General features: G+C 31.0%; 18 protein-coding genes and 1 pseudogene. 10 read left to right on the forward strand and 9 right to left on the reverse strand.

Translation table 11 applies throughout. From position 1 onward, the window contains the following. Window positions 1–24: 24 nt before the first annotated feature. The 3 genes from bshB1 to AAC008_RS13440 are packed head-to-tail and all read right to left on the reverse strand — an operon-like array spanning window position 25 to window position 2,225. On the reverse strand, window positions 25–741 hold the full coding sequence (gene bshB1 / locus AAC008_RS13430; protein WP_339889875.1) for a bacillithiol biosynthesis deacetylase BshB1: 717 nt from the start codon (window positions 739–741) through the stop codon (window positions 25–27). Continuing rightward, a complete protein-coding gene (locus tag AAC008_RS13435; protein ID WP_339889876.1) occupies window positions 738–1,769 on the reverse strand; it encodes an isochorismate synthase in 1,032 nt (343 codons plus the stop codon). The genes bshB1 and AAC008_RS13435 overlap by 4 nt, the downstream gene beginning before the upstream one ends. Further along, window positions 1,770–2,225 (reverse strand): PaaI family thioesterase, encoded by a 456-nt coding sequence (locus AAC008_RS13440; RefSeq protein ID WP_339889878.1) that lies wholly within the window; start codon window positions 2,223–2,225, stop codon window positions 1,770–1,772. Window positions 2,226–2,350: 125 nt separating this feature from the next. Between AAC008_RS13440 and AAC008_RS13445 the strand changes: the two genes are divergently transcribed. The 9 genes from AAC008_RS13445 to AAC008_RS13485 all read left to right on the forward strand — a co-directional run bounded on the left by AAC008_RS13445 (window position 2,351) and on the right by AAC008_RS13485 (window position 18,431). Then, window positions 2,351–3,910, forward strand: coding sequence for a hypothetical protein (locus AAC008_RS13445; protein ID WP_339889879.1), 1,560 nt, complete (start codon window positions 2,351–2,353; stop codon window positions 3,908–3,910). Between the two features lie 21 nt (window positions 3,911–3,931). Then, window positions 3,932–4,576: a DUF1579 domain-containing protein gene (locus tag AAC008_RS13450; protein WP_339889880.1), complete on the forward strand. Its 645-nt coding sequence runs from the start codon at window positions 3,932–3,934 to the stop codon at window positions 4,574–4,576. A gap of 151 nt (window positions 4,577–4,727) precedes the next feature. Continuing rightward, window positions 4,728–6,566, forward strand: a complete 1,839-nt coding sequence (locus AAC008_RS13455; protein WP_339889881.1) for an endonuclease — start codon at window positions 4,728–4,730, stop codon at window positions 6,564–6,566. Window positions 6,567–6,705: 139 nt separating this feature from the next. Beyond that, window positions 6,706–10,365, forward strand: coding sequence for a phosphoribosylformylglycinamidine synthase (gene purL, locus AAC008_RS13460; protein ID WP_339889882.1), 3,660 nt, complete (start codon window positions 6,706–6,708; stop codon window positions 10,363–10,365). A gap of 168 nt (window positions 10,366–10,533) precedes the next feature. Next, complete coding sequence (locus tag AAC008_RS13465) at window positions 10,534–12,315, forward strand: AMP-dependent synthetase/ligase (protein WP_339889883.1); 1,782 nt, start codon at window positions 10,534–10,536, stop codon at window positions 12,313–12,315. An 87-nt stretch (window positions 12,316–12,402) separates the two neighbouring features. Continuing rightward, on the forward strand, window positions 12,403–12,858 hold the full coding sequence (locus tag AAC008_RS13470) for a MarR family transcriptional regulator (RefSeq protein ID WP_339889884.1): 456 nt from the start codon (window positions 12,403–12,405) through the stop codon (window positions 12,856–12,858). Between the two features lie 11 nt (window positions 12,859–12,869). Beyond that, complete coding sequence (locus tag AAC008_RS13475) at window positions 12,870–15,260, forward strand: 3-hydroxyacyl-CoA dehydrogenase NAD-binding domain-containing protein (RefSeq protein ID WP_339889886.1); 2,391 nt, start codon at window positions 12,870–12,872, stop codon at window positions 15,258–15,260. Window positions 15,261–15,346: 86 nt separating this feature from the next. Next, window positions 15,347–16,534: an acetyl-CoA C-acyltransferase gene (locus AAC008_RS13480; RefSeq protein ID WP_339889887.1), complete on the forward strand. Its 1,188-nt coding sequence runs from the start codon at window positions 15,347–15,349 to the stop codon at window positions 16,532–16,534. A gap of 106 nt (window positions 16,535–16,640) precedes the next feature. After that, complete coding sequence (locus AAC008_RS13485) at window positions 16,641–18,431, forward strand: acyl-CoA dehydrogenase family protein (RefSeq protein WP_339889889.1); 1,791 nt, start codon at window positions 16,641–16,643, stop codon at window positions 18,429–18,431. A gap of 73 nt (window positions 18,432–18,504) precedes the next feature. On the opposite strand, the gene AAC008_RS13490 is transcribed toward AAC008_RS13485, so the two are convergent. Further along, window positions 18,505–19,737 (reverse strand): sodium:proton antiporter, encoded by a 1,233-nt coding sequence (locus tag AAC008_RS13490; RefSeq protein ID WP_339889891.1) that lies wholly within the window; start codon window positions 19,735–19,737, stop codon window positions 18,505–18,507. A gap of 152 nt (window positions 19,738–19,889) precedes the next feature. Here AAC008_RS13490 and AAC008_RS13495 point away from each other — a divergent pair, with 152 nt between their 5' ends. Then, window positions 19,890–20,243: a potassium channel family protein gene (locus tag AAC008_RS13495; RefSeq protein WP_339889893.1), complete on the forward strand. Its 354-nt coding sequence runs from the start codon at window positions 19,890–19,892 to the stop codon at window positions 20,241–20,243. Here the strand turns inward: AAC008_RS13495 and AAC008_RS13500 are convergent. From AAC008_RS13500 to AAC008_RS13520, 5 genes and pseudogenes are all read right to left on the reverse strand, one after another. After that, entirely contained in the window at window positions 20,240–22,462 is a 2,223-nt protein-coding gene (locus AAC008_RS13500; protein WP_339889895.1) for a multicopper oxidase domain-containing protein, read from the reverse strand. The two genes, AAC008_RS13495 and AAC008_RS13500, sit on opposite strands and share 4 nt — an antisense overlap. 2 nt (window positions 22,463–22,464) lie before the next feature. Further along, a complete protein-coding gene (locus AAC008_RS13505) occupies window positions 22,465–24,987 on the reverse strand; it encodes a heavy metal translocating P-type ATPase (RefSeq protein ID WP_339889897.1) in 2,523 nt (840 codons plus the stop codon). Between the two features lie 76 nt (window positions 24,988–25,063). Next, window positions 25,064–25,627 carry an AraC family transcriptional regulator gene (locus AAC008_RS13510; protein WP_339889899.1) on the reverse strand — a complete coding sequence of 188 codons (564 nt, stop codon included), beginning with the start codon at window positions 25,625–25,627 and terminating at the stop codon, window positions 25,064–25,066. Between the two features lie 4 nt (window positions 25,628–25,631). Further along, window positions 25,632–26,105: a DUF305 domain-containing protein gene (locus AAC008_RS13515; protein ID WP_339889901.1), complete on the reverse strand. Its 474-nt coding sequence runs from the start codon at window positions 26,103–26,105 to the stop codon at window positions 25,632–25,634. A gap of 127 nt (window positions 26,106–26,232) precedes the next feature. Continuing rightward, window positions 26,233–26,474: pseudogene (locus AAC008_RS13520) on the reverse strand (efflux RND transporter periplasmic adaptor subunit); the annotation flags it as partial.

Raw genomic sequence — 26,474 nt, forward strand, 5'->3', positions numbered from 1 at the left:
TTTACAAATAAAAAAAAGAGATTTTTATATCAAATTACTTAAACTATTGATAGCCACATATCTTTCGACTGTAAATCCTTCTGCAAATTCAACTCCAACTACTCTTCCTAGGTCTTGTGCTCTATATTTTACTGAATCTAAAAAGTTTTTTGATGTAATTGGTGTTATAGGTTCATTAGAATTTGGATCATAAAACTGTGAACTATAAGCTAAAACCGATTCTATTTTTTTATCCATAAAACCAGAAATATCCACTACAAAGTCTGGTTCAATGTTTTTCCATTGAATATAATGATAAACTTGCTTTGGCCTCCAATGTTCTTGTTTTTCTCCATCTAATGAAGTTTCAATCTTAATTAATCCTGATAAAAAACAAGCATCACTTACTAATTTACTTCCTTTTCCATGATCAATATGTCTGTCGTCAATAGCGTTACATAACACAATTTCTGGTTTGTATTTTCGTATCATTTTGATAATTTCTAGCTGATGTTTTTCATCATTCACAAAAAAACCATCTCTAAAACGTAAATTTTCTCTAACTGAAACTCCTAAAATTTCTGCTCCTTTCCTAGCCTCTTCATCTCTTATTTCTGCTGAACCTCTAGAGCCTAATTCGCCTCGAGTTAAATCAACAATTCCAACCTTTTTACCTAAAGAAACTTCTTTGGCAATTGTACCTGATGCGCTTAATTCAACATCATCTGGATGAGCTCCAAATGCTAATATATCTAATTTCATTCTGTAGTAATTATTATATTTTTAATCGTTTCTGATTTATTCTGAATCTCTATAAATTCGTTCTCAGCAATACTATCTTTTGTAATACCACAGCCTACGTAAATTGAATTTACTTTTCCAATTTCCATACAACGCAAGTTAACAAATAAATTGGTTGTTTCATTACAATTCCATTCGCCTAAAAAACCAGTATAAAATGTTCGATTATAGCCTTCCTTTTCTAAAATATATGTCATGGCTTTTTCCTTTGGTAATCCACAAACTGCTGGTGTAGGATGTAAAGTTGAAACTAATTCCGACTCATTTTGTTGAGTAATAGATCCAGAAATTTCAGTTTTAATGTGTGCCAATTTTCCAGCTTGAACCGTAAATGGCTCTGAAATAGTTACATCTGAAGCAAATCGTTTGCAATTTGAAACAATATAATCTGTTACAATTTTTTGTTCTTGAATTTCTTTTGAAGTCCATTGATTCTCATCTGAAATCAACTTTGTTCCTGCTAAAGCAACAGTTTCAAACTTATTATCTTCAATTTTAATTAATTGTTCTGGTGTAGCTCCAATCCATAATCCAATTTTTGGATGAAAAAACAAATATCTAAATGCTGTTGGATAGGAATTTATTAAATTTTGATAGGTTTTAAAAACATCAATTTCATTTGTAAAATCAATTTTTCTTGAAACAACAACTTTCTCAAAATCATCTGAATTAATTGCTTTTACTGAATCATTTACCAATTTCTTAAACTGTTCCTTTACTTCAACTGAAGTCTCAATTTGAATTGGTTTTATTTCAAAATTAGAATCAATTTTTAATTCTTGACATAAATAATCTGATGTATCTTTTGGTAAAACAAATTTGCTCATTCCATCAAAAGATGCAAATATAAAACCACTTTGATTTTCAAATTCATATAACACATCATCATTCTGAAAATAAGCATTCAGTTGATTCTCATTAGGTCTAGCAAATAAAACAAAAGGTAAATTATTTAGAAACTGACTTTTTGCTTTTTCAAAAATATCCATTTAACGTACTTTTCTTGGTAAAATCATATTCGTTAATTTACATAAACTAACCAAATTATTGCTTTCGTCTGTAATTCTAATTTCCCATAAATGAATGCTTCTTCCTTTATGAACAATTTTAGCGGTTGCATAAACCATTCCATCACGTTTAGCTTTCAAATGATTTGCTGAAATTTCAATTCCTCTAACTTCAGATTTTTCAGGATTTACAAATAATAATGAAGCTGCACTTCCTACGCTTTCTGCTAAAGCTACACTTGCTCCACCATGTAATAATCCCATTGGCTGATGAACTCTCGAGTTTACTGGCATTTTAGCCGTTAAAAAATCTTCTCCAGCATCAATATATTCAATTTCTAACGTTTCCATCAACGTGTTTTTTGACCAATCGTTACACAATTGAAGCATCTTATCTTTATCAAACATTGTATTATATTTTAATACAAAATTACTCATTTTTTAAATCTTAAGCCTATAAAATTTTTATAATAGATTGTTAATTGAGACTAAAAACGATTTTTTTTCGTTTCAATAAATAGCAATTTCAAATTAATAATTACTTTTACGAAAATTCAGATTATATGCGTCATTATTTAGGATTACTTTTTATTGCACTTATAGCTTCCTTAACTTCATGCAGAAGCGATTTTGATTTTGAAACAAGTTCAGGTGGATTAGAGTTTTCAAAAGACACAGTTTATTTGGATACTGTTTTTACAAATATTGGCTCAAGTACTTATACTTTAAAGGTTTACAATAGAAGTAATAAAAACATCTCTATTCCAAGTATTCGATTAAACAAAGGACAAAGTTCTAAATATCGATTAATGGTTGATGGAATTCCAGGAAAAGAATTCTCAAATATTGAAATGCTGGCAAAAGATAGTATGTTCGTTTTTATTGAAGTTACAAGTGATGTTGCTGCTGCAAATCCAACAGATTTTTTATATACAGATTTTATCGAATTTGGAATTGGAACAAGTCAACAAAAAGTTGATTTAGTTACCTTAATTCAAGATGCTTATTTTATTTATCCACAGCGAACACTTAATTCAGATAACACTTATTCATACGAGGAATTAAATCTTGGAACAGTTGATGAACCTCAAAATATTCGGGTTAGTTATTTAGACACAAATGACCCTATTAACGGTAATGAATTAATTTGGAATAACTCCAAACCTTATGTTATTTATGGATATGCTGTTGTTCCCAATGGTGAAAAATTAGAAGTAGAAGCTGGAGCACGAATTCACTTTCATGCTGATTCTGGGATTATAGTTGCTAACGATGCTTCTCTTGAAGTAAATGGTTTGCCATCAAATACAGATGCTTTAGAAAACGAAGTGATTTTTGAAGGAGATCGTTTAGAACCTGATTTTTCAGAAGTACCTGGTCAGTGGGGAACAATTTGGCTAACTAATGGAAGTCATTCAAATATTTTAACTAATTTAACTATTAAAAATGCTGTTATAGGTTTATATGTAAATGGAAATGATGGGACAAATTCTGTAAACGCATCTTTAAATAACATTCAAATATATAATTGCTCAAACATTGGTTTATATGCAACTACTGGTTTTGTTGAAGGGAAAAATGTAGTAATAAATAATTGTGGAGAAGCTTCTTTTCAAGGAAGTTTTGGAGGAAGTTATGAGTTTACGCATTGTACATTTGCTAACTATTGGTCGAGTCCAAATCAAACATGTGTTGTTTTAGACGATTATGAAGGTCAAGCTAATTTTGCTCTTATAAAAGCAAATTTCAATAATTGTATTGTTTATGGTTCAAGTAATTTAGGTATTTCACATAAAAAAGAAGGTAGTACTTTCAATTTCAAATACACCAATTGTCTAATTAAGTTTATAGACACCAATAATCAATTTGCAAATATTGATGAATATAAATTTACAAATACTTCTTTTTTTGAAAATTGTATAAGAGCATCTAATTCAACTCAAAATAAGCCAGACTTTCTTGCTCCAGCTGAAAACAAACTGATTATCGGAAGTGATTCTGCTGCTAAAGGAACAGCAAAAACAAGTTTTTCTACTTTTAATGATATTTTAGATAAAGACAGACCTGAAATGGGTTTATCAACTACAGACATTGGTGCATATAATTTTATTATCTTTGATTAATTAACCAATAAAACTTAAATCATGAAAAAAATTATTTTATCATTATTAGCACTTACATTAAGTATTTCTTCATGTAAAAAAGTAGAAGTAGAAGAAACGGAAACTATTCCAACACCAAATGAAGTAGTTGTTGACGAAGCAATTGTTGAAACACCTCTAGATTCTGCAACTATAGCAAAAGCTTGGACTGATTATGCAACACCATCAAAAGCACATGAAATGTTAGCCAAAGATACAGGTACTTGGGATGCAGACATGACTTTTTGGATGCCTGAAAGCCCAGAACCTCAAAAAGCAAAATCAGTGGCTACTTACAAAATGATTCTAGATGGAAAATATCAAGAAGGAATTTTTAAAGGAGATATGTGGGGAATGCCTTTTGAAGGAAGAGGTTTAACAGCTTATGACAATGCATCAAAAGAATTTATAACTACTTGGATTGATAACATGGGAACAGGAATGTTGGTTTCTCGCGGTCAATATGACGAAGCTTCAAAATCAATCACTTTTTCAGGTAATATGGTTGACCCTGTAACTGGTAAAGAGAAAAAAGTAAAAGAAGTTATTACTTACATTGATGATAAAAATCAAAAAATGGAAATGTTTGAAGTAAATTCTGACGGAACAGAATTCAAAAACATGGAAATTCTTTCTAAAAAAAGATAGTACAATTCATTTAAATATTCTAAAACTGTCCTAAAAATGGGCAGTTTTTTTTTGTTTCATTTTTAAAAATATATTTTTATTAAGTTTTTTGAAAACTGTAAATGTGAAATCATTTTTTTATACATTTATCACAACCCAAATTAACAAACTTATGAAATCAAAATTAACGCTATTGGCATTTGTATTGCCAATCTTAGCAATGGCACAGATTCCTTCCGGCTACTACAGTTCGGCAACAGGAACAGGTTACACTTTAAAAACCCAACTTTACAACAAAATCAAAGGACATTCAGACAAGGGTTATACTGGGTTGTGGACAACCTACTCCACTTCTGACAGAGATAATCAGTATGAAAATGACAATTCAATTATTGATGTTTATTCAGAAAATCCGAGTGGAACTGACCCTTATACTTATAGCTATAGTACAAATCAATGTGGAAACTATAGTACAGAAGGGAATTGTTACAATAGAGAACATATGATTCCTCAATCAGTTTTTAATTCAGCTGCACCAATGGTTTCAGATGCGCATCATATTCCTCCAACAGATGGAAAAGTAAACGGAATGCGTTCTAATTACCCTCATGGTGATGTTTCTACTGCTACATGGACATCTTTAAATGGAAGTAAATTAGGATCAAGCGCTGTTTCTGGTTATAACGGAACTGTTTTTGAGCCTATAGATGAATTTAAAGGTGATATAGCTAGAATGTATTTTTACTTTGCAGCTCGATATGAAAATACTGTTGCAAATTATCCTTATGCTATGTTTAATGGAACTAGTAATCAGGTTTTTACAACTTCATTTTTAAACATGTTAATTTCATGGCATAATCAAGATCCTGTTAGTGCAAGAGAAATTGCTAGAAATAATGCTATTTATACACGACAAAATAACAGAAACCCATTTATTGATCATCCAGAATATGTTGGAATGATATGGGGAGGAACAGCTCCAACTCCAGATACAACAGCTCCTTCTACTCCATTAAATCTTTTAGCATCAAATAGTACAACTTCGTCTTTACAATTAAATTGGTCTGCTTCTACAGATAATATTAGTGTAACGGGTTATGATATTTATATGAATGGAAGCTTAAAAGTTACAGTAACTTCAACTACAACAAACATAACTGGATTATCTAGTGGAACAACTTATTCTTTTTATGTAAAAGCAAAAGATGCTGCAGGAAATTATTCTAGCAATAGTTCAACAATAAACGCTACAACAACTGCAACTTCTTTAGTAACAGATTTATACTTTTCTGAATATTTAGAAGGTTCATCAAATAATAAAGCTTTAGAAATTGCTAATAACACAGGTAGTTCAATAAGTTTATCTTCTTATGTTGTTAAAAAACAAACAAATGGTGCTGGCTCATGGAGTACAGGAATTTCATTATCTGGAACTTTAACAAATGGTTCAAAATTTGTCTTAGTAAATAGTTCAATTGCTTCAACTTGTTATTCAAAAACAAGTGCTAATATTTCAACTACTGCAACCGAATTAACCTATAATGGAAATGATGCCGTTGGTTTATTTAAAAACGGTACATTAATTGACATCATTGGAACTTTTAATGGTGGAACAGCTGATTTTGCTGCAAACGAAACTTTAAGAAGAAACACAAATGTGGCTGTTCCTAAAGCAACTTTCAATAAATCAAGTGATTGGACTTCTTATGCTTCAGATACTTGTGGTGGAATTGGAAATAAACAAGCAAGTTCTACTAAAGACACTAATTCTATAATTAGCGAATTTGATTTTAAATTATATCCAAATCCATCAAATGGAATCTTTTCAATTGAAATGGAAAATGTAAAAAAATATTCAATTGAAATTTATTCAACTTTAGGAAAAGTAGTTTATTCTAAAAATGATAATTCTGAATCAACATTAAATATAAACCACTTACAAACCGGAATTTATTTAATAAAAATTACAACGGATTCTAATACTAAAACAAAAAGAATAATTATCAATTAATTATTAAAGGCTTCCTCCAAAAAAGGAAGCCTTTTTTTATAACATTTTTTTCATAAAATAGTTAAAAAGTATTTTAGTGTGACTTTGCTAATTCTACTTTTTAAACTAAATTTGCAATAACAACACAAACAACAACAAAATGATTCATTTCTTCGGAAACGAAAGTATTACCGTTTTTGCCGTACAAACGCAAAACGAACTTTCAGCAGAAACTATTTCTAAATTAAATTGGTTATTTGGTGACGCTCATATAATAGATAAATCCGTTCTTGCGGATTTTTTTGTTGGACCAAGAGCTGCAATGATTACACCTTGGAGTACAAACGCTGTTGAAATTACTCAAAATATGGGTGTTTCAGATATTATTAGAATTGAAGAATTCTTTAAAACAACTGAAGATTTCTCTGATTTTGATCCAATGTTATCCCAAAAATATAACGAATTAAATCAAGACATTTTTACAGTTAATATTCTGCCAGAACCTATTATCGAAATTGAAGATATTGCAAAATATAATAAACAAGAAGGTTTAGCTTTAAACGATGAAGAAGTAATTTATCTTGAAAATTTAGCTAAAAAATTAAATAGAAAACTAACCGATTCTGAAGTATTTGGATTTTCTCAAGTAAATTCAGAACATTGTAGACATAAAATTTTCAACGGAACATTTATTATTGATGGCGTTGAAAAAGACACTTCTTTATTCAAGTTAATTAAAAAGACTGCTGCTGAAAATCCAAATGATATCGTATCAGCTTATAAAGATAACGTAGCATTTATAAAAGGTCCTGTTGTAGAACAATTTGCACCAAAAAGTGCTGACAAACCAGATTATTACCAAAAAACAGATTTTGAATCTGTAATTTCTATAAAAGCAGAAACACACAATTTTCCAACTACAGTTGAACCATTCAATGGAGCTGCAACTGGTGCTGGTGGAGAAATTCGTGATAGATTAGCTGGTGGTCAAGGTTCTTTACCTTTAGCAGGAACTGCTGTTTACATGACATCATATTCTCGTTTAACAAACAACAGAACTTATGAAAATGGTATGGCCGAAAGAAAATGGCTTTACCAAACACCAATGGATATTTTAGTCAAAGCTTCAAATGGAGCATCTGATTTTGGAAATAAATTTGGACAACCTTTAATTACAGGTTCAATCTTAACTTTTGAACATGAAGAAGATGGTCGAAAATTAGGGTACGATAAAGTAATTATGCAAGCTGGTGGAATTGGTTATGGAAAAGCTTCTCAAGCCCAAAAAGAAAAACCAACTCCTGGTGATAAAATTGTAATTCTTGGTGGTGAAAACTACAGAATTGGAATGGGTGGTGCTGCTGTTTCTTCAGCAGATACTGGTGCATTTGGTTCTGGAATTGAATTAAATGCCATTCAACGTTCTAATCCAGAAATGCAAAAACGTGCAGCAAATGCAATTCGTGGTTTAATAGAAAGTGAAACAAATCCTATCGTATCTATTCATGATCATGGTGCTGGTGGTCACTTAAATTGTTTGTCTGAATTAGTAGAGGAAACTGGAGGTTTAATCGATTTAGATAAATTACCTGTTGGTGATCCAACGCTTTCTGCTAAAGAAATAATTGGTAATGAATCTCAAGAAAGAATGGGATTAGTTATTGGTCAAAAAGATATTGAAACTTTACAAAAAATTGCAGATAGAGAACGTTCTCCTATGTATCAAGTTGGTGAAGTAACTGCAAATCATAGATTCACATTTGAAAGCAAAACAACTGGTGCTAAACCAATGGATTTTGCTTTAGAAGATATGTTTGGAAGTTCTCCAAAAACCATCATGGATGATAAAACAATAGACAGAAAATATGCAGATTTACATTATTTTCCAGATGCTATTCCACAATATTTAGAAGAATTACTAAAACTAGAAGCTGTTGCTTGTAAAGATTGGTTAACGAATAAAGTCGACCGTTGTGTTGGTGGAAAAGTTGCCAAACAACAATGTGCTGGACCAATTCAATTGCCTTTAAATAATGTAGGAGTTATGGCTCTGGATTACAAAGGAAAAGAAGGAATTGCAACTTCAATAGGCCACTCTCCTATTTCTGCATTGGTTAATCCAACAGCTGGAAGTAGAACTGCTATTGCTGAAGCTTTATCTAATATTGTTTTTGCTCCTTTAAAAGAAAATTTAAAAAGTGTTTCTCTTTCTGCCAACTGGATGTGGGCTTGTAAAAATGAAGGTGAAGATGCTAGGTTATATGAAGCAGTTCAAGCTTGTTCAGATTTTTCCATTGAATTAGGAATCAATATTCCAACAGGAAAAGATTCACTTTCCATGAAGCAAAAATATGCAAATGAAGAAGTAATTGCTCCTGGAACAGTAATTATATCAGCTGCAGGAAACTGTAACGACATAACAAAAGTAGTTGAGCCAGTTCTTCAAAAAAATAAAGGATCAATATATTACATTAATTTATCTCAAGATACCTTCAAATTAGCAGGAAGTTCATTTGCACAAACGTTGAATAAAATTGGAAATGATGTTCCAACTATTAAAGATGCTTCTTTCTTTAAAAAAGCTTTTAATGCAATACAAGATTTAATTAAAGACAACCAAATTGCTGCTGGCCATGATATTGGAAGCGGTGGTTTAATTACTACACTTTTAGAAATGTGTTTTGCAGATGAAAATCTTGGGGCAAACATTTCTTTTGATGCTTTTACTGAAAAAGATTTAGTAAAAATATTATTTTCTGAAAACATTGGTTTAGTACTTCAAGCTTATGATGATGTAATTTTTGAAAAAGCATTAACAGATATTGAATACTTTAAACTAGGAAATGTTGTTGAAGGTAAAGCTTTAAACATATCACACAACTCACAACCTGTTTCATTAAACATTAATCACTATAGAGAAATGTGGTTTGAAACTTCATTCTTATTAGATCAAAGACAAACTAAAAACGGAAAATCATTAGAGCGATTTGAAAATTTTGCCAATCAACCTTTAAAATATACATTCCCAGCTCATTTCACTGGAACAACTCCAGTAATAAATGTAACAAAACCAAGACCTAAAGCAGCTATTATTCGTGAAAAAGGAAGTAATTCTGAACGAGAAATGGCTAATGCAATGTATTTAGCTGGATTTGATGTAAAAGATGTTCACATGACTGATTTAATATCAGGAAGAGAAACATTAGAAGACATTCAGTTTATTGGTGCAGTTGGTGGTTTTTCTAATTCTGATGTTTTAGGAAGTGCAAAAGGTTGGGCTGGAGCTTTCTTATATAACGAAAAAGCAAACACAGTTCTAAAAAACTTCTTTAAAAGAGAAGACACACTTTCTGTCGGAATTTGTAATGGATGCCAATTATTTATGGAATTAGAAGTCATTAATCCAGAACATAAAGTTCACGGAAAAATGAAACACAACGATTCACATAAACATGAAAGTGGATTTACATCTGTAACCATTCAAGAAAATAATTCGGTAATGCTAAAAACTCTAGCTGGAAGTACTTTAGGAGTTTGGATTTCGCATGGTGAAGGAAAATTTAATTTACCAAATACAGAAGATCAATATAATATTGTTGCTAAATATGCTTACGAAGGTTATCCTGCAAATCCAAATGGTTCTGATTATAACACAGCAATGATGTGCGATACAACAGGAAGGCATTTGGTAATGATGCCACATATTGAACGTTCAACTTTCCCTTGGAATTGGGCAAACTATCCAAAAGACAGAAACGATCAAGTTTCTCCTTGGATTGAAGCTTTTGTGAATGCAAAACAATGGATTGAAGAAAATTAACACAAAAAATACCCTTTAGAAACCTAATTTAAAGGGTGTTTTTATTTTAGTATGCATGCATAATATTCTTGTATTCAATAAGATATAACAAACTAGTTATCATATTCTTAAAAAATTGGTTAATTAATTTAATTTTCTTAATTTGCATTCACTTAATTATGAAAATTTATGAATACAATTACTAGACTTTTTGACTTTCCTTATCATCAATTAGAAAAATATAATTTATCTGATTCATTAGTTACAAAATATGGTAACGATTGGATAAAAACATCAACTCAAGAATATTTAGATAAAGCAAATGCAATTTCTAGAGGTTTATTGCGCTTAGGGGTAAATGTTAACGATAAAATTGCAGTCATTTCTTCTTCAAACAGAACAGAATGGCATATTTGTGATGTTGGAGTTTTACAAACAGGTGCACAAAATGTTCCTATTTATCCAACAATTTCTGAAGAAGATTATGAATATATATTGAATCATTCAGAATCTAGCTATTGTTTTGTTTCTGATAATGAAGTTTATCAAAAAGTAAAAGCAATTCAAAAAAATGTTCCTAAATTAAAAGAAGTTTATTCTTTTGATGAAATTGAAGGATGCAAAAATTGGAAAGAACTTTTAACTTTAGGAGAAAACAATGATAATCAAGAACAAGTTGAAGCTAGGAAAGATGCAATCGTAACAACTGATTTAGCAACTTTAATTTATACTTCTGGAACTACTGGTAGACCTAAAGGTGTAATGCTAACCCATCAAAATATCGTTTCCGATGTTTTAATGAGTGCACCGAGAGTTCCTTTAAGAGCAGGTGACACGAGAGCTTTAAGTTTCTTACCAATCTGCCACATTTTTGAAAGAATGCTTACCTATTTATATCAATATTATGGTATATCAATTTATTTTGCAGAAAGTATTGAAAAAATAAGTGATAACTTAAAAGAAGTTCATCCACATGTAATGTCAGTTGTACCTCGTTTATTAGAAAAAGTATACGATAAAATTTATGCTAAGGGAGATGCTTTAACTGGAATTAAGAAAAAACTATTCTTTTGGGCATTAGATCTAGGTATGGACTATAAACCATATGGAGAAAATGGTGCATGGTATGAATTCCAATTAAAAATAGCTCGTAAGTTAATTTTCTCAAAATGGCAAGAAGGCCTTGGAGGTGAATTAGAATTACTTGTTTGTGGAAGTGCTGCTTTACAAACCAGACTTTCTAAAGTATTCTGTGCTGCAGATATTAATGTTATGGAAGGTTATGGTTTAACAGAAACATCTCCTGTTATTTCTGTAAATGATATGAGAAATGGGGGCTTTAGAGTTGGGACTGTTGGTAAAGTATTAGACGGTGTTGAAGTTAAAATAGCTCAAGACGGTGAAATTCTTTGTAAAGGACCAAACGTTATGATTGGTTATTTTAAAGATGAAGAGAAAACAAAAGAAGTACTTACAAATGATGGATACTTTCACACTGGTGATATTGGTGAAATTGATTCTGATGGTTTCTTAAAGATTACAGATCGTAAAAAAGAAATGTTTAAAACTTCTGGAGGAAAATATGTTGCTCCTCAAGTTTTAGAAAACAGTTTTAAAGAATCTCGTTTTATTGAACAAATTATGGTTATTGGTGATGGAGAAAAAATGCCAGCAGCTTTTATACAACCTAATTTTGAATTTATAAAAGAATGGGCTAATCGCAAGAAAATAAACATTGGTTCAACAAATCAAGAAATTGCATCTAATAATGATGTTATTGCTCGTATACAAGAAGAAGTTGATACCGCAAATGAAAAATTTGGTAATTGGGAAAAAATTAAACGTTTTGAACTTACACCAGATTTATGGAGTATTGATGCCGGACATTTAACTCCTACTATGAAGTTAAAACGTAAAATTATTAAAGAAATATATCAAGATTTATACAATAAAATATACACTGATAAATAATTTAACAATTAATTAATCAAATATTTATAAAAATACTATGCGTGCATAGTATTTTTTTTTATCTTTGGGTTTCATTACTTACAATTTATGAAAGAAAAAACAATTGATTATGTTCTAAGAGCTACTTGGCAAGCTGTTGCAAGAATGTACAATGAAGAAGCCTCAAAATATGGTGCTACAATGGCAACAGGTTTTGCTTTATTAAGTATAGACAAAGAAAAAGGGACTTCATCCACTGCACTAGGTCCAAAAATGGGAATGGAAGCTACAAGCCTTACCAGAACATTAAAATCTATGGAAGAAAAAGGCTTAATCACCCGAAAAAAAAATCCAGATGATGGTAGAGGTGTAATAATTGAATTAACCTCTTTTGGTCAAGAAAAAAGAGATTTATCAAAATCAACAGTCGTAAAATTTAATGAAACAATTAAAGATGTAGTAACACCAGAAAAATTACAACACTTTATGGAAGTATCCGAAATTATAAATGATTTAATTTCAGATAAGAAAATATTTTTAGAAGAAGAATTACAAAAAAAATAACATTTATATATATGAAACGTAATATTAAAAAAGTAGCTGTTATTGGTTCGGGAATTATGGGAAGCGGAATCGCTTGTCATTTTGCCAATATTGGTGTCGAAGTCTTATTATTAGACATCGTTCCTAGAGAATTAACAGATGCTGAACAAAAAAAAGGATTAACCTTAGAAAATAAAGCCGTTAGAAATCGTTTAGTGAACGACCATTTAATGAATGCTTTAAAATCGAAACCTTCCCCTATTTATCATTCAAGTTTTGCCAATAGAATTACTACAGGTAACACTACTGATGATATGAAAGGAATTGCTGATGTAGATTGGATTATTGAAGTAGTGGTTGAAAGACTTGATATCAAAAAATTAGTTTTCGAACAAGTTGAAAAATTTAGAAAACCAGGAACTTTAATTACTTCAAATACATCTGGTATTCCAATTCATTTTATGAGTGAAGGAAGAAGCGAAGATTTCCAAAAACACTTCTGTGGAACACACTTTTTCAATCCAGCTCGTTACTTAAAATTATTTGAAATAATTCCTGGTCCAAAAACTTCTCAAGAAGTATTAGATTTCTTGAATGGTTATGGTGAAAAATTCTTAGGAAAAACTTCAGTTATTGCAAAAGACACTCCAGCTTTTATCGGAAATAGAATCGGAATCTTCGGAATCCAAAGTTTATTCCACCAAGTAAAAGAAATGGGTTTAACAGTTGAAGAAGTTGATAAATTGACTGGTCCAGTTATTGGTCGTCCAAAATCAGCTACTTTTAGAACTGTTGATGTTGTAGGTTTAGATACTCTAGTTCACGTAGCAAACGGAATTTATGAAAATTGTCCCAATGACGAATCTCATGAATTATTTAAGCTTCCTGAATTCGTAAATAAAATGATGGAAAACCAATGGCTTGGAAGTAAATCAGGTCAAGGTTTCTACAAAAAAGAAGGTAAAGAAATTCTAACCTTAGATTTAGATACTTTAGAATATAGAGCTAGTAAAAAAGCATCTTTTGCAACTTTAGAATTAACAAAAACAATTGATAAACCAATTGATAGATTCAAAGTATTAGTAAAAGGAAAAGATAAAGCAGGAGATTTCTACAGAATAAACTTTGCTTCAATGTTCCAATACTGTTCAAACAGAATTCCAGAAATAACAGAAGACTTCTACAAAATTGACGATGCTATGAAAGCTGGTTTCGGTTGGGAAAATGGTCCTTTCGAAATTTGGGATGCTATCGGAGTGGAAAAAGGAATCGAATTAATGAAAGCTGAAGGTTACGAACCAGCTGCTTGGGTTAACGAAATGTTAGCTTCTGGCACAACTTCTTTTTACTCTATAAAAGAAGGTGCAACTCACTTCTACTCTATTACAAACAAAAAAGTAGAAAAAATTCCTGGTCAAGATTCCTTCATAATCTTAAATAACATTCGCGAAAGCAAAAAAATATGGAACAACAGTGATTCTATCATTACTGATTTAGGTGATGGAATTATCAATTTAGAATTTACTTCAAAAATGAATTCAATTGGTGCTGGTGTTCTACAAGGAATAAATAAAGCAATTGATATTGCTGAAAAAGAATACAACGGTTTAGTTATAGGAAATCAAGGAACAAATTTCTCTGTTGGAGCAAATTTAGGAATGATTTTTATGATGGCTGTTGAGCAAGAATATGACGAATTAAACATGGCTATCAAAATGTTTCAAGACACTATGATGCGTTGTCGTTATTCTGCAATTCCAGTTATCGCTGCTCCTCATGGTATGACTCTTGGTGGTGGTTGTGAATTAACAATGCACGCTGATAGAGCTGTTGCTGCTGCTGAAACTTACATAGGATTAGTAGAATTTGGAGTTGGTGTAATTCCAGGTGGTGGTGGTTCTAAAGAAATGGCTTTAAGAGCTTCTGACCTTTTCCGTAAAAATGATGTTGAATTAAATGTTTTACAAGAATATTTCTTAACAGTTGGTATGGCTAAAGTTGCAACTTCTGCTTATGAAGGTTTCGATAATGGAGTTCTAATAAAAGGTAGAGATATTGTTGTTGTAAATAAAGATCGTCAAATTGCAACTGCAAAACAAGTAGCGATGCAAATGGCAGAACAAGGATACACACAAGCGCCAAGAAGAAAAGACGTAAAAGTACTTGGTAAACAAGCTTTAGGTATGTTCTTGGTTGGAACTGACAGTATGGAAGCTGGTAAATATATATCAGAACATGACAAAAAAATCGCAAACAAATTAGCTTACGTTATGGCTGGTGGTGATTTATCCGAACCTACATTAGTAACTGAACAATATTTATTAGATTTAGAAAGAGAAGCCTTTTTATCATTAACAGGTGAAAGAAAATCGTTAGAAAGAATTCAGCACATGTTAACTAAAGGAAAACCTTTAAGAAATTAGATAATAGATAAAAGACGGATAGATAAAAGACTTATAAAATGTCTATCATCTATTATCTCTCTGTCTATCATCCTAAATAAAAAATTATGAAAACAGCATATATAGTAAAAGCATACAGAACTGCAGTTGGTAAAGCACCAAAAGGAGTCTTTCGTTTCAAAAGACCTGATGAATTGGCTGCTGAAACAATTGAATACATGATGGCAGAATTACCAAACTTCGACAAAACTCGTATTGATGATGTCATGGTTGGTAACGCAATGCCTGAAGCAGAACAAGGGTTAAACGTAGCACGTTTAATTTCCTTAATGGGATTAAAAGTTGAAGATGTTCCAGGTGTTACAGTAAACAGATATTGTGCTTCTGGAATTGAAACTATCGGAATGGCAACAGCTAAAATCCAATCAGGAATGGCAAATTGTATCATCGCTGGTGGTGCAGAAAGCATGAGTTTTATTCCAATGGGTGGTTATAAACCAACTCCAGATTATAAAATTTCAGCAGCTGGTCACGAAGATTATTATTGGGGAATGGGTTTAACAGCTGAAGCTGTAGCAAATCAATTCAAAGTTTCTCGTGAAGATCAAGATGAGTTTGCCTTCAAATCACATATGAAAGCCTTAAAAGCTCAAGCTGAAGGTAGATTTGATGAACAAATTGTACCAATTACAGTTGAAGAAACTTTCGTGAATGAAAATGGTAAAAAAGAAACACGTTCTTACGTGGTAAATAAAGATGAAGGACCAAGAGCTGGAACTTCAGTAGAAGCTTTAGCAAAATTACGTCCAGTATTTGCTGCTGATGGAAGTGTAACTGCTGGAAATTCATCTCAAATGAGTGATGGTGCAGCTTTTGTATTAGTAATGAGTGAAGAAATGGTTAAAGAATTAAACCTTGAACCAATTGCTAGATTAGTAAACTTTGCTTCCGCAGGTGTTGAGCCAAGAATAATGGGAATGGGACCAGTTAAAGCAATTCCAAAAGTATTAAAACAAGCAGGTTTAAAACAATCAGATATTGATTTAATTGAATTAAACGAAGCTTTCGCCTCTCAATCATTAGCAGTTGTTCGTGAATTAGGTTTAAATCCTGATATCGTAAACGTAAATGGTGGAGCAATTGCATTAGGTCACCCACTTGGTTGTACAGGTGCAAAATTATCAGTTCAGTTATTTGATGAAATGCGTAAGCGTGGAAATGCAAAATACGGAATGGTAACTATGTGCGTTGGAACTGGACAAGGTACAGCGGGAATTTATGAATTTTTGAAATAGAAAATAAAGGAACACAGATTTAAGGAATCAGAGAAGTTTTTAAAATTTTATTAATTTCTTAAATCTGTGTTCCAAAATAATAATATAATATAACAAACTATAAGTCATGGCAGATATCATCAGAGGAGGACAATTCCTTGTAAAAGAAACAAAATGTGAAGACATCTTCACACCAGAAGATTTTTCAGAAGAGCAAATTATGATGCGTGATTCGGTTATCGAATTCGTAGACAAAGAATTATGGCCAAACAAAGAGCGTTTTGAAAAGAAAGATTACGCTCTTACGGAAGAAGTAATGAAAAAAGCAGGTGATTTAGGTTACCTAAGTATTGCTGTTCCTGAAGCTTATGGTGGAATGGGAATGGGATTTACAAACACAGTTTTAGTTTGTGATTATATTTCTGGTGCAACTGGTTCTTTTTCAACGGCTTTTGGTGCTCATACTGGAATTGGAACTATGCCAATTACTTTATATGGAACGGAAGAACAAAAACAAAAATACGTACCAAAATTAGCTACAGGTGAATGGTTTGGAGCTTATTGCTTAACAGAACCAGGTGCAGGTTCAGATGCTAATTCAGGAAAAACAAAAGCAGTTTTATCTGAAGATGGAAAATCTTATAGCATTACAGGTGGAAAAATGTGGATTTCAAACGCAGGTTTCTGTCAAGTATTTATTGTTTTTGCTAGAATTGGTGATGATAAAAACATTACAGGCTTCATCGTTGAAAATGATCCTTCAAACGGAATTTCATTAGGTGAAGAAGAGCATAAATTAGGAATTCGATCTTCTTCTACAAGACAAGTTTTCTTTAGCGATACAAAAGTTCCTGTAGAAAACATGTTAGCTGGACAAGGTGAAGGTTTCAAAATTGCCATGAATGCTTTAAACGTTGGACGTATTAAATTAGCAGCTGCTTGTTTAGAAGCACAACGTAGAACAATTTCTACTGCTGTTCAATATGCTAACGAAAGAGTACAGTTTAATGTTCCTATTTCTAGTTTTGGAGCTATTCAAGCTAAATTAGCTGAAATGGCAACCAATTCTTATGCTGGTGAAAGTGCAACTTATAGAGCTGCTCATGATATTGAAAACAGAATTAACATTAGAGTTACTGAAGGAAACTCTCATCAAGAAGCTGAATTAAAAGGTGTTGAAGAATTTGCTATCGAATGTTCTATTTTAAAAGTTGCAGTTTCAGAAGACGTACAATCTTGTACAGATGAAGGAATTCAAATTTTTGGTGGAATGGGGTTCTCTGAAGACGCACCAATGGAAAGTGCTTGGAGAGATGCTCGTATCGCAAGAATATATGAAGGAACTAACGAAATCAACAGAATGTTATCTGTTGGAATGTTAGTTAAAAAAGCCATGAAAGGTCACGTTGATTTACTTGGACCAGCTATGGCTGTTGGTGAAGAATTAATGGGAATTCCATCTTTTGATGTTCCTGATTATTCTGAATTATTTGCTGAAGAAAAAGAAATGATTGCTAAATTGAAAAAAGTATTCTTAATGGTTGCTGGTGCAGCTGTTCAAAAATATGGCCAAGAATTAGAAGATCACCAACAATTATTAATGGCTGCTTCAGACATTTTAATTGAAGTATATATGGCTGAAAGTACTATTCTTAGAACTGAAAAATTAGCTAAAAAAGAAGGTGCTGAGAAAGTACAAGAACAAATTGCAATGGCTCAATTATATTTATATCATGCAGTCGATATCATTAACCAAAAAGGAAAAGAAGGAATTGTTTCTTTTGCTGAAGGGGATGAACAACGTATGATGTTAATGGGACTAAAACGATTTACAAAATATGCGAATATGCCAAATGTAATTGGACTTCGTGAAAAAATTGCTTCTAAATTAATTGCCGAAAACAAGTACGCATTCTAATTTAGTAGTAAAGTTTGATTTAATTAAGTTTGTATAAACCGTCAAGTTTGGTTTCTTGACGGTTTTTTTATGTTTATAAAGGAATGTCTATATCAATCTTAAGATTTGATTCGTCTTTATCTCTATTAGATTCATCTTTTTCTGCAGTGTTCTTATTAAACATCAAACCAAACATCATTATCAAAGCTGTTAATACAATTACTTGGATAATTAATGCCTTATTAACCAAGTCAATTTTTAATGTCGTTGGAATACCAATAAATAACAAAATGGTTATCAAACCCCTTGGTGCTACAAATAATAATGGCATTAACTCCATTTTATAAATTTTTAACTGAATAGCTCTTATTAAGTAAATAAGTACTACAATTCCTAAGGCTAATTCAAATGTATTAGGATTTAAAACATCTTCTGTTTTTATTAAAAAACCAAATAATATAAAAAATAGTGAACGAACTAAAAATGCCGCTTCTATTGTTAATTCTTTAAATTTAAAAACCTCCTTATCTAAGGCTTTTGGTTTTAGTATTTTAATGAAATTAAAGCGTTCTAATTCATCAAAATTACCCATAATTAAACCAAAAATCATTATAAAAATCAAGGCTGGTAAATGATAAATCTCTGATACTGCATATATTAGAATAATCAAAAGTACTATCGGTGCAAATTTCACATGATGGTCAATCCTACTTAATAGGAAGGCTAAAAAAGCAGTTGCAATAAATGAAATTACTAACATGATTAAAATTTGTAATCCAAAATTTCCAACAGTTTCTAAATTAATTACATCATTTAAAACTAAAAAATTAAAGAACAACACACCTAAAATATCAGACAAACTACTTTCATAAATCGCAAATTCTTTATTAAAAGAACTTAAATTACCAACACTTGAGATAGCAATAGCACTACTAATAATACATAATGGAATTGCATTTATTAATCCTTGTTTGTAATCTGCATCTAAAAAATAATAGAAAAAATGTCCAATTATAAAGGCAGTTATAAATAACGGTACAATAGCAGTAACTAATGTTTTCCCTATAAAGGGTAACTTTTTTTTATTAAATTGAAGTTCTAATGAACCTTCTAATACTATTAATATTAATCCAACAGTTCCAAAAAATGGAAGTAATGGATTCAAATCTGGAATATCAATATCTATAATATCTGTTCCTTGTTTTACAAGAAAGCCCATTAATATTAATAATATAACTGATGGAATCTGCGTTTTATTTGACGATACAGTAAATGCATAAGCCAATAACAATAAAGCACAAATTGTAATAATAACTACATAATTCATAAAAAAATCTTTTTAGCAAGATAAAAATATTTTAGTATTTTAAAACAAATAAAACAGCCTTTTATATAAATAATATTAACAACCTCCATTTATTCCTAAGTTTGTTAAAAATTACTTAAATTTACATTTATCAATACTTATAAAATTTATTTATGTTTTTCATACGAACTTTAATCTCATTTATCAAAGATGATGAATATAGAGATTTACTTATTACTACAATTATTATTATTATAACTGGAACATTAGTTTATCATTATCTAGAAGGTTGGTCTTATATTGATTCCTTTTATTTTTCGGTTGTTACCTTAACAACAATTGGATTTGGTGATTTTGCTCCTAAAACTGATTATGGAAAACTTTTTACCATTCTATACATTGTTGCCGGAATTGGTATGATTTTAAGTTTTATAAATACCGTTCAGCATCATTATACTTATATGAAGCATAAAGAAAGGAGAGAGATACTTAAAAACAAAGGCTTAACAAAGAAAAAAGACAATTAATAATTAATATTTAATCCAAAACCTAATCCCATATCACTGTCATAATGGGTTGTGATTCCCATATTTTTTCCAATTATATATTTAAAACCAGCCATATATTCTTTGTCTGTATTGACCATAAAAGCCATTCGCAAACGTTTTGAAACCGGAATATCTTCTCGCATAAGTTGCAATCTAATATTTCCATCATGATAAGCTTCCGCTTGAAATACAACTAACATAGGTAAGGTATAAGCAAAACCAATACTTGCTTGAATACGTTTGTCCTTTGTGCTTTTTTGTCCAAATAAATTTTCTTCTATTTCTCCATGATCTAATTTTCTATAACGAGCATCAAAACCGATGAAAGGCATAAACCATTGATTTCTGCCAATATAACGACCAATATGTGTTTCACTTTCATAACCATGTTCATCATGATAACCTAGTCTCCATTCAGTACCTATACTCCAACGTGTATTTTGTAACATTGCCTGACCATCATTTCCATTGGTTGCAAAGTCATTTTCAGCCATAAAATGAAACTGATTGCTTTCTGCTTGTAATTTTTTATAAGCTTTTGCTTTGTTTGGCAAATATGGATTTGGTTCTGAATCTTCATAACTAAAAACACGATTCATTCCGGCCATCATGTGATATAAAATATGACAATGGAAAAACCAATCTCCATCAGCATTTGCTTCAAATTCTATTACGTCTGTTTCCATGGGCATAATATCCAAAACATTTTTTAAAGGTGCATATTCTCCTTGACCATTCAAAACTCTAAAATCGTGACCATGTAAATGCATTGGATGACGCATCATTGAATTATTGTATATGGTAATGCGAACATTTTCTCCTTTCTTAATCAAAATTTTATCAGTTTCAGAAAGCACTACGTTATCCATACTCCATACATAACGGTTCATGTTCCCTGTTAATTCAAAACGCAATTCTCTTACTGGAGCATCTTTGGGAAGTGTAGTTTTAGTTGGTGATTTTAGCATCGAATAATTTAAAGTTACAATATCTGATTTTGTTGAAGACATTGAGTGTTTAGAATGATCCATGTCTTTATCCTCATCCATTTTCATTGCACTTCCGGAAATTTCAGGGTACATAACAGTATTCATGTCCATTTTTTGTAAACTCATGTCCATTCCCATATCGTCCATAGTTCCATCCATATTCATCATGTTGTTCATCATTTTCATGCCTTCAAAATACTTTAACTTTGGCATTGGACTAATTAATTGTTTAATTCCTTTTCCAATATAAATAGAAGTAGATTTTGTTCTGTCTTCTGGAGTTACTAAGAATTCATACGAAGTATTATCAGCTGGAATAGTTACAATAACATCATAAGTTTCTGAAACACCAATAATTAATCGGTCAACATCAACTGGTTCAACATCGTTTCCATCATTACCAACAACGGTCATTTTTCCTCCAGCATATTTCAACCAAAAATAAGATGATGCTCCACCATTTGAAATTCGCAATCGAACTTTATCTCCAGATTTAAATTGCGATAATTGACTTTCGTTTTGTCCGTTTATTAAAAATTTATCATAATAAACATCACTTACATCCATAGCTAACATTCGTTTCCATTCGTTACCAATTTTAGTTTTGAAATGTCCTGCACGAATAGCTTCGGCATAACTTTGAGTTGTTCCTTTTTTAATCGCAAACCAATCAGAAGCATTGTGTAACATTCTATGAGCGTTTTCAGGTTTGTAATCTGTCCATTCGCTTAAAATTATTGGAACTTGTGGAATATCATCAATTCCGTTTCTAAACGTTGGATCATCTAATTTTTTCTTTAAAATCAACGAACCATACATTCCTATTTGTTCTTGCAATCCACTATGACTGTGATACCAATGCGTTCCAGATTGAATAATGGGGAAACGATATACGTGTTCCGTTCCTGGTTCAATCGGCATTTGGGTTAAATAAGGAACGCCATCTTCTTTGTTTGGCAAATACAATCCGTGCCAATGCAATGATGTGCTTTCTTTTAAATGATTGTACACATGAATTTCTGCAATATCACCTTCTGTAAAAGTCAATGTTGGCATCGGAATTTGTCCGTTTACAGCAATCGCTCTTTTTTCTTTACCAGAAAAATTGACAATTGTATCTCGAACGTGTAAATCGTATCGTACCACTTTTTGAGCAATTGCATTTCCGATAAAGAAAAGTGTAATAAAACTATATAGTATTTTTTTCATTTTTAAATTTTTAGGGTTCTTAATCGCAAAGCATTTGCAATTACTGAAACGGAACTAAAACTCATTGCCAAAGCAGCAATCATTGGTGAAAGCAATATTCCAAAAACTGGAAATAAAACACCAGCAGCAACTGGAATTCCTAAAGTATTATAGATGAAAGCAAAAAACAGATTTTGTTTGATGTTTTTCATCACAGCATGACTTAAATTTTTAGCTTTTACGATTCCTTTTAAATCACCTTTTACCAAAGTAATTTTGGCACTTTCAATGGCAACATCAGTTCCTGTTCCCATTGCAATTCCAATATCTGATTGTGCTAATGCTGGAGCATCGTTAATTCCGTCACCAGCCATTGCAACAATTTTTCCTTGTTCTTGTAATTTTTTAATGTAATCTAATTTGTCTTGAGGCAAACAACTGGCTTTAAAATCGGTTAGATTTAATTCGGATGCAACGGCTTTAGCTGTATTTTCGTTATCACCAGTCAACATAATGACTTGAACTCCTTGATGTTTCAATTCATTAATGGCTTCCAAACTTGACTTTTTAATAGCATCAGTAATCGTAATATAACCCACCACTTTTTTACCAATAGCAATATAAGAAACCGTTTTACCTTGTTTTTGTTCCAAAATTACTTGTTCTTCAATTGCTGAGAAATCTTGAGTGTTTTCTTGTTCCAATAATTTTTTATTTCCCAAAATTATTAATTCATTATTAATTGAACCTTTTACTCCTTTTCCTGTAACTGATTCAAAATTTTCAACTTTTGAAAAAGTTGCATTTTTAGATTTAGCAAAATTTACAACCGCTGTTGCTAATGGATGTTCGCTACTTTGATTTAATGAAGCAATTTTACCTAAAACCTCATTATCATCACCTTCTTTTACTACGATTTTTTCAACTGATGGTTTTCCTTCAGTCAATGTTCCAGTTTTATCGGTAATTAAAACATCTATTTTATCCATTTTTTCAAGGACTTCGGCATTTTTAATTAACACACCTGATTTTGCTCCTTTTCCAACACCAACCATAACTGACATTGGTGTTGCTAAACCTAAAGCACAAGGACAAGCGATGATTAGAACTGCAATAGCGTTTACAAAACCGTAAACTAATTTAGGTTCTGGTCCGAATTGCCACCAAATGAAGAATGTAATTATAGAAATAACAACAACAATTGGAACAAAATATTTAGAAATTTTATCTACTAAATTCTGAATTGGAGCTCGCGAACGACTTGCATCTGAAACCATTTGAACGATTTGAGATAATAAGGTTTCTGAACCTACTTTTTCGGCAACCATCAAAAATGATTTGGTTCCGTTTATGGTTCCTGAACTTACATTATCATCTATTTTTTTATCCACAGGAATTGGTTCTCCTGTAATCATCGATTCGTCAATTGTGCTGTTTCCTTCGGTAATTTTTCCATCAACTGGAATTTTTTCTCCAGGTTTTACTCGAATAATATCACCTTTATTAATATCATGAATGGAAATTACTTTTTCTTCACCATTAATTACTAAAGTAGCTTCTGTTGGTGCTAATTTCAATAATTCTTTAATTGCTCCACTTGTTCTGCTGTGTGCTTTTGCTTCTAACAATTGTCCTAATAAAACCAATGTTAAAACAACTGCTGTAGCTTCAAAATACAAGTGAACAGTTCCTTCGGTAGTTTTGAATTGGTCAGGAAATACATTTGGAAACAACATCGCAATTATACTGAATACAAAAGCAACTCCAGTTCCAATTCCAATTAATGTAAACATGTTTAAATTCCAATTTACAATCGATTTCCATGCTCTTTCAAAAAACATCCAACAAGCATAAAACACTACTGGAATAGTTAAAATAAATTGCACCCAATTCCATTTTTCTAAATCCATCAATTTAAATAACGGATTATTAGGTATCATTTCCGACATGGAAATAATGAAAACAGGAATACTAAAAAGCATTGCAATTTTCATTTTGTGCCATAACTTTTGGTATGTTTTGTCTTCTTCGGAATCGGTTGGTTCCATAGGAACTAAATCCATTCCACAAATAGGACAACTTCCTGGTTTATCTTGAATAATTTCAGGGTGCATTGGACAAGTATATTGAACAGCTACGTTATGAGTTGGTTCTTTTACCAAATCCATTCCACAAACAGGACAATCACCAGCTTTGTCATATACTTTGTCGCCTTCACAATGCATCGGGCAATAGTATTTTCCGGGTTGACTGTGGTGTTTGTGTTCGTTAGGTTTATGTTCTTTTTTATCTGTAGAACAACAAGCTGTTTTTGGTGCACTTTGAGCGTGAGAATCAGGCAATGAAATTTGATATTTACTATCTTTTCCACCTAAAGCTTCTTGTAGAACATCAAGTTCTACATGTTTTGTCATGGTTATTATAGCTAGTTTGTTTTCTTTAGAAACTTCTGCTTCTGTAACATTTTCAACATTTGACAAATCTTTTTTGACTTTGGCTTCACAGCCTGAACAAGTCATTCCTTCAATATGGTAAGTGTGTTTCATGATTAAATTTCTTTTTACAAATTTCTAAAAATCTCAATCCATAAGTTTACATAATTATGGATAGGTTTTGCAAAATTTATAATTGATCTAGTTCTTTTCTTTTACTTTCTTTAATCTTCTTGAAATAACTAGGTGAAAAGCCGGTTACTTTTTTAAACTGATTACTTAAATGTGAAATACTACTGTAATTTAAAAAGTTAGCAATTTCAGAAAGCGATAACTCATCATATACAATTAGTTCTTTTACTTTTTCAATTTTTAAATTGATAAAATATTTTTCAATGCTAATTCCTTCAACATAAGAAAATAGGTTACTCAACTTACTATAATCTTGATGAAGATTTTGTATCAAATAGTCAGACAAAGTAATGTTAATATCATTGTTCTTATTTTGAACTAAGTCGATCAATATGGTTTTAATTTTCTCAATGATTTTGCTATTTGAATCATTCAAAATTTCAAAACCAAATATTTCAAGATTTTTAGCAATTATACTTTTATCATTTTCAGAAATTTCATTATTCAAAATAACTTCACCAAGTTCCACTGAATGTATTACATGTCCTAATTGTTCTAGTTCAGATTTCACAACAAAAATGCAACGGTTACAAACCATGTTCTTTAAATGAAGTTTTTCCATTTTATTAATTGTTTTCTAAACGGTTAATCATTTCTTTCATTTGTTTGATTTCTTTTTCTTGTGCAATAATAATATCGTCAGCTAATTTTTGAACTTCCGCATCTTTAAAATGAGCATTACTACTGGTCATAATTGCAGAAGAATGATGTGGAATCATAGCTTTCATCCATTGAACATCATTAATAGGAGTTTGTGTTCGCAATAAATACAAGGTTCCAAAAAATGAAATGACAGCAAATGCAATTATTCCTAAATTCATTTTACGATTTGGATACATTTTCCACATAAATAGTAACATACTAATTGCCATTGTTGCAATCATTAAGGTTGTCATATAAAAACGTGTTAAACTGTTTATAATATGATCAAATTCAGCAACATTTAAAAACATTACTAAATACATAATTACAAAAGACACTGCCATTATTAAGGCAAATTTCGGATAAGGATTATTTTTTGAATTGTTGTTTTGTTCCATGATTTTAATTTTTAATTAAAGTTATGCACTAATATATATTACTATTTTTCAAATTAATTATAGGCTTTTAATAAACTTTTACATGATTTCCATATATTTCTGAGTGTTATAATGATTTTATTATTAATTAATTAATTAATTTAATTGTTTCTTTAACTTCTCCACATTTTAACATTGAAGCTCCGAAATATGGGTTAACTACTTTATTCTCTTTACTTAACCAATTGGCACCTTTATCACTATTAGCCATAGGACAAAACTGAACGTATGCACTCTCATTTAAAGGATTAAAAGCTTTTGTCATTGCTATCATAACATTTGATATTGGTTCAAAAGTCATTCTTAATTCTTTAATATTTTTAATATGTG

It is taken from the genome of uncultured Flavobacterium sp. (genome assembly GCF_963975515.1).
Classification (GTDB): Bacteria; Bacteroidota; Bacteroidia; order Flavobacteriales; family Flavobacteriaceae; genus Flavobacterium.

What these genes read in the sequence shown, in the direction of transcription:
- bshB1 (WP_339889875.1), bottom strand. Translation starts at nt 741, where the DNA reads ATGAAATTAGATATATTAGCATTTGGAGCTCATCCAGATGATGTTGAA.
- AAC008_RS13435 (WP_339889876.1), bottom strand. Translation starts at nt 1,769, where the DNA reads ATGGATATTTTTGAAAAAGCAAAAAGTCAGTTTCTAAATAATTTACCT.
- AAC008_RS13440 (WP_339889878.1), bottom strand. Translation starts at nt 2,225, where the DNA reads ATGAGTAATTTTGTATTAAAATATAATACAATGTTTGATAAAGATAAG.
- AAC008_RS13445 (WP_339889879.1), top strand. Translation starts at nt 2,351, where the DNA reads ATGCGTCATTATTTAGGATTACTTTTTATTGCACTTATAGCTTCCTTA.
- AAC008_RS13450 (WP_339889880.1), top strand. Translation starts at nt 3,932, where the DNA reads ATGAAAAAAATTATTTTATCATTATTAGCACTTACATTAAGTATTTCT.
- AAC008_RS13455 (WP_339889881.1), top strand. Translation starts at nt 4,728, where the DNA reads ATGAAATCAAAATTAACGCTATTGGCATTTGTATTGCCAATCTTAGCA.
- purL (WP_339889882.1), top strand. Translation starts at nt 6,706, where the DNA reads ATGATTCATTTCTTCGGAAACGAAAGTATTACCGTTTTTGCCGTACAA.
- AAC008_RS13465 (WP_339889883.1), top strand. Translation starts at nt 10,534, where the DNA reads ATGAATACAATTACTAGACTTTTTGACTTTCCTTATCATCAATTAGAA.
- AAC008_RS13470 (WP_339889884.1), top strand. Translation starts at nt 12,403, where the DNA reads ATGAAAGAAAAAACAATTGATTATGTTCTAAGAGCTACTTGGCAAGCT.
- AAC008_RS13475 (WP_339889886.1), top strand. Translation starts at nt 12,870, where the DNA reads ATGAAACGTAATATTAAAAAAGTAGCTGTTATTGGTTCGGGAATTATG.
- AAC008_RS13480 (WP_339889887.1), top strand. Translation starts at nt 15,347, where the DNA reads ATGAAAACAGCATATATAGTAAAAGCATACAGAACTGCAGTTGGTAAA.
- AAC008_RS13485 (WP_339889889.1), top strand. Translation starts at nt 16,641, where the DNA reads ATGGCAGATATCATCAGAGGAGGACAATTCCTTGTAAAAGAAACAAAA.
- AAC008_RS13490 (WP_339889891.1), bottom strand. Translation starts at nt 19,737, where the DNA reads ATGAATTATGTAGTTATTATTACAATTTGTGCTTTATTGTTATTGGCT.
- AAC008_RS13495 (WP_339889893.1), top strand. Translation starts at nt 19,890, where the DNA reads ATGTTTTTCATACGAACTTTAATCTCATTTATCAAAGATGATGAATAT.
- AAC008_RS13500 (WP_339889895.1), bottom strand. Translation starts at nt 22,462, where the DNA reads ATGAAAAAAATACTATATAGTTTTATTACACTTTTCTTTATCGGAAAT.
- AAC008_RS13505 (WP_339889897.1), bottom strand. Translation starts at nt 24,987, where the DNA reads ATGAAACACACTTACCATATTGAAGGAATGACTTGTTCAGGCTGTGAA.
- AAC008_RS13510 (WP_339889899.1), bottom strand. Translation starts at nt 25,627, where the DNA reads ATGGAAAAACTTCATTTAAAGAACATGGTTTGTAACCGTTGCATTTTT.
- AAC008_RS13515 (WP_339889901.1), bottom strand. Translation starts at nt 26,105, where the DNA reads ATGGAACAAAACAACAATTCAAAAAATAATCCTTATCCGAAATTTGCC.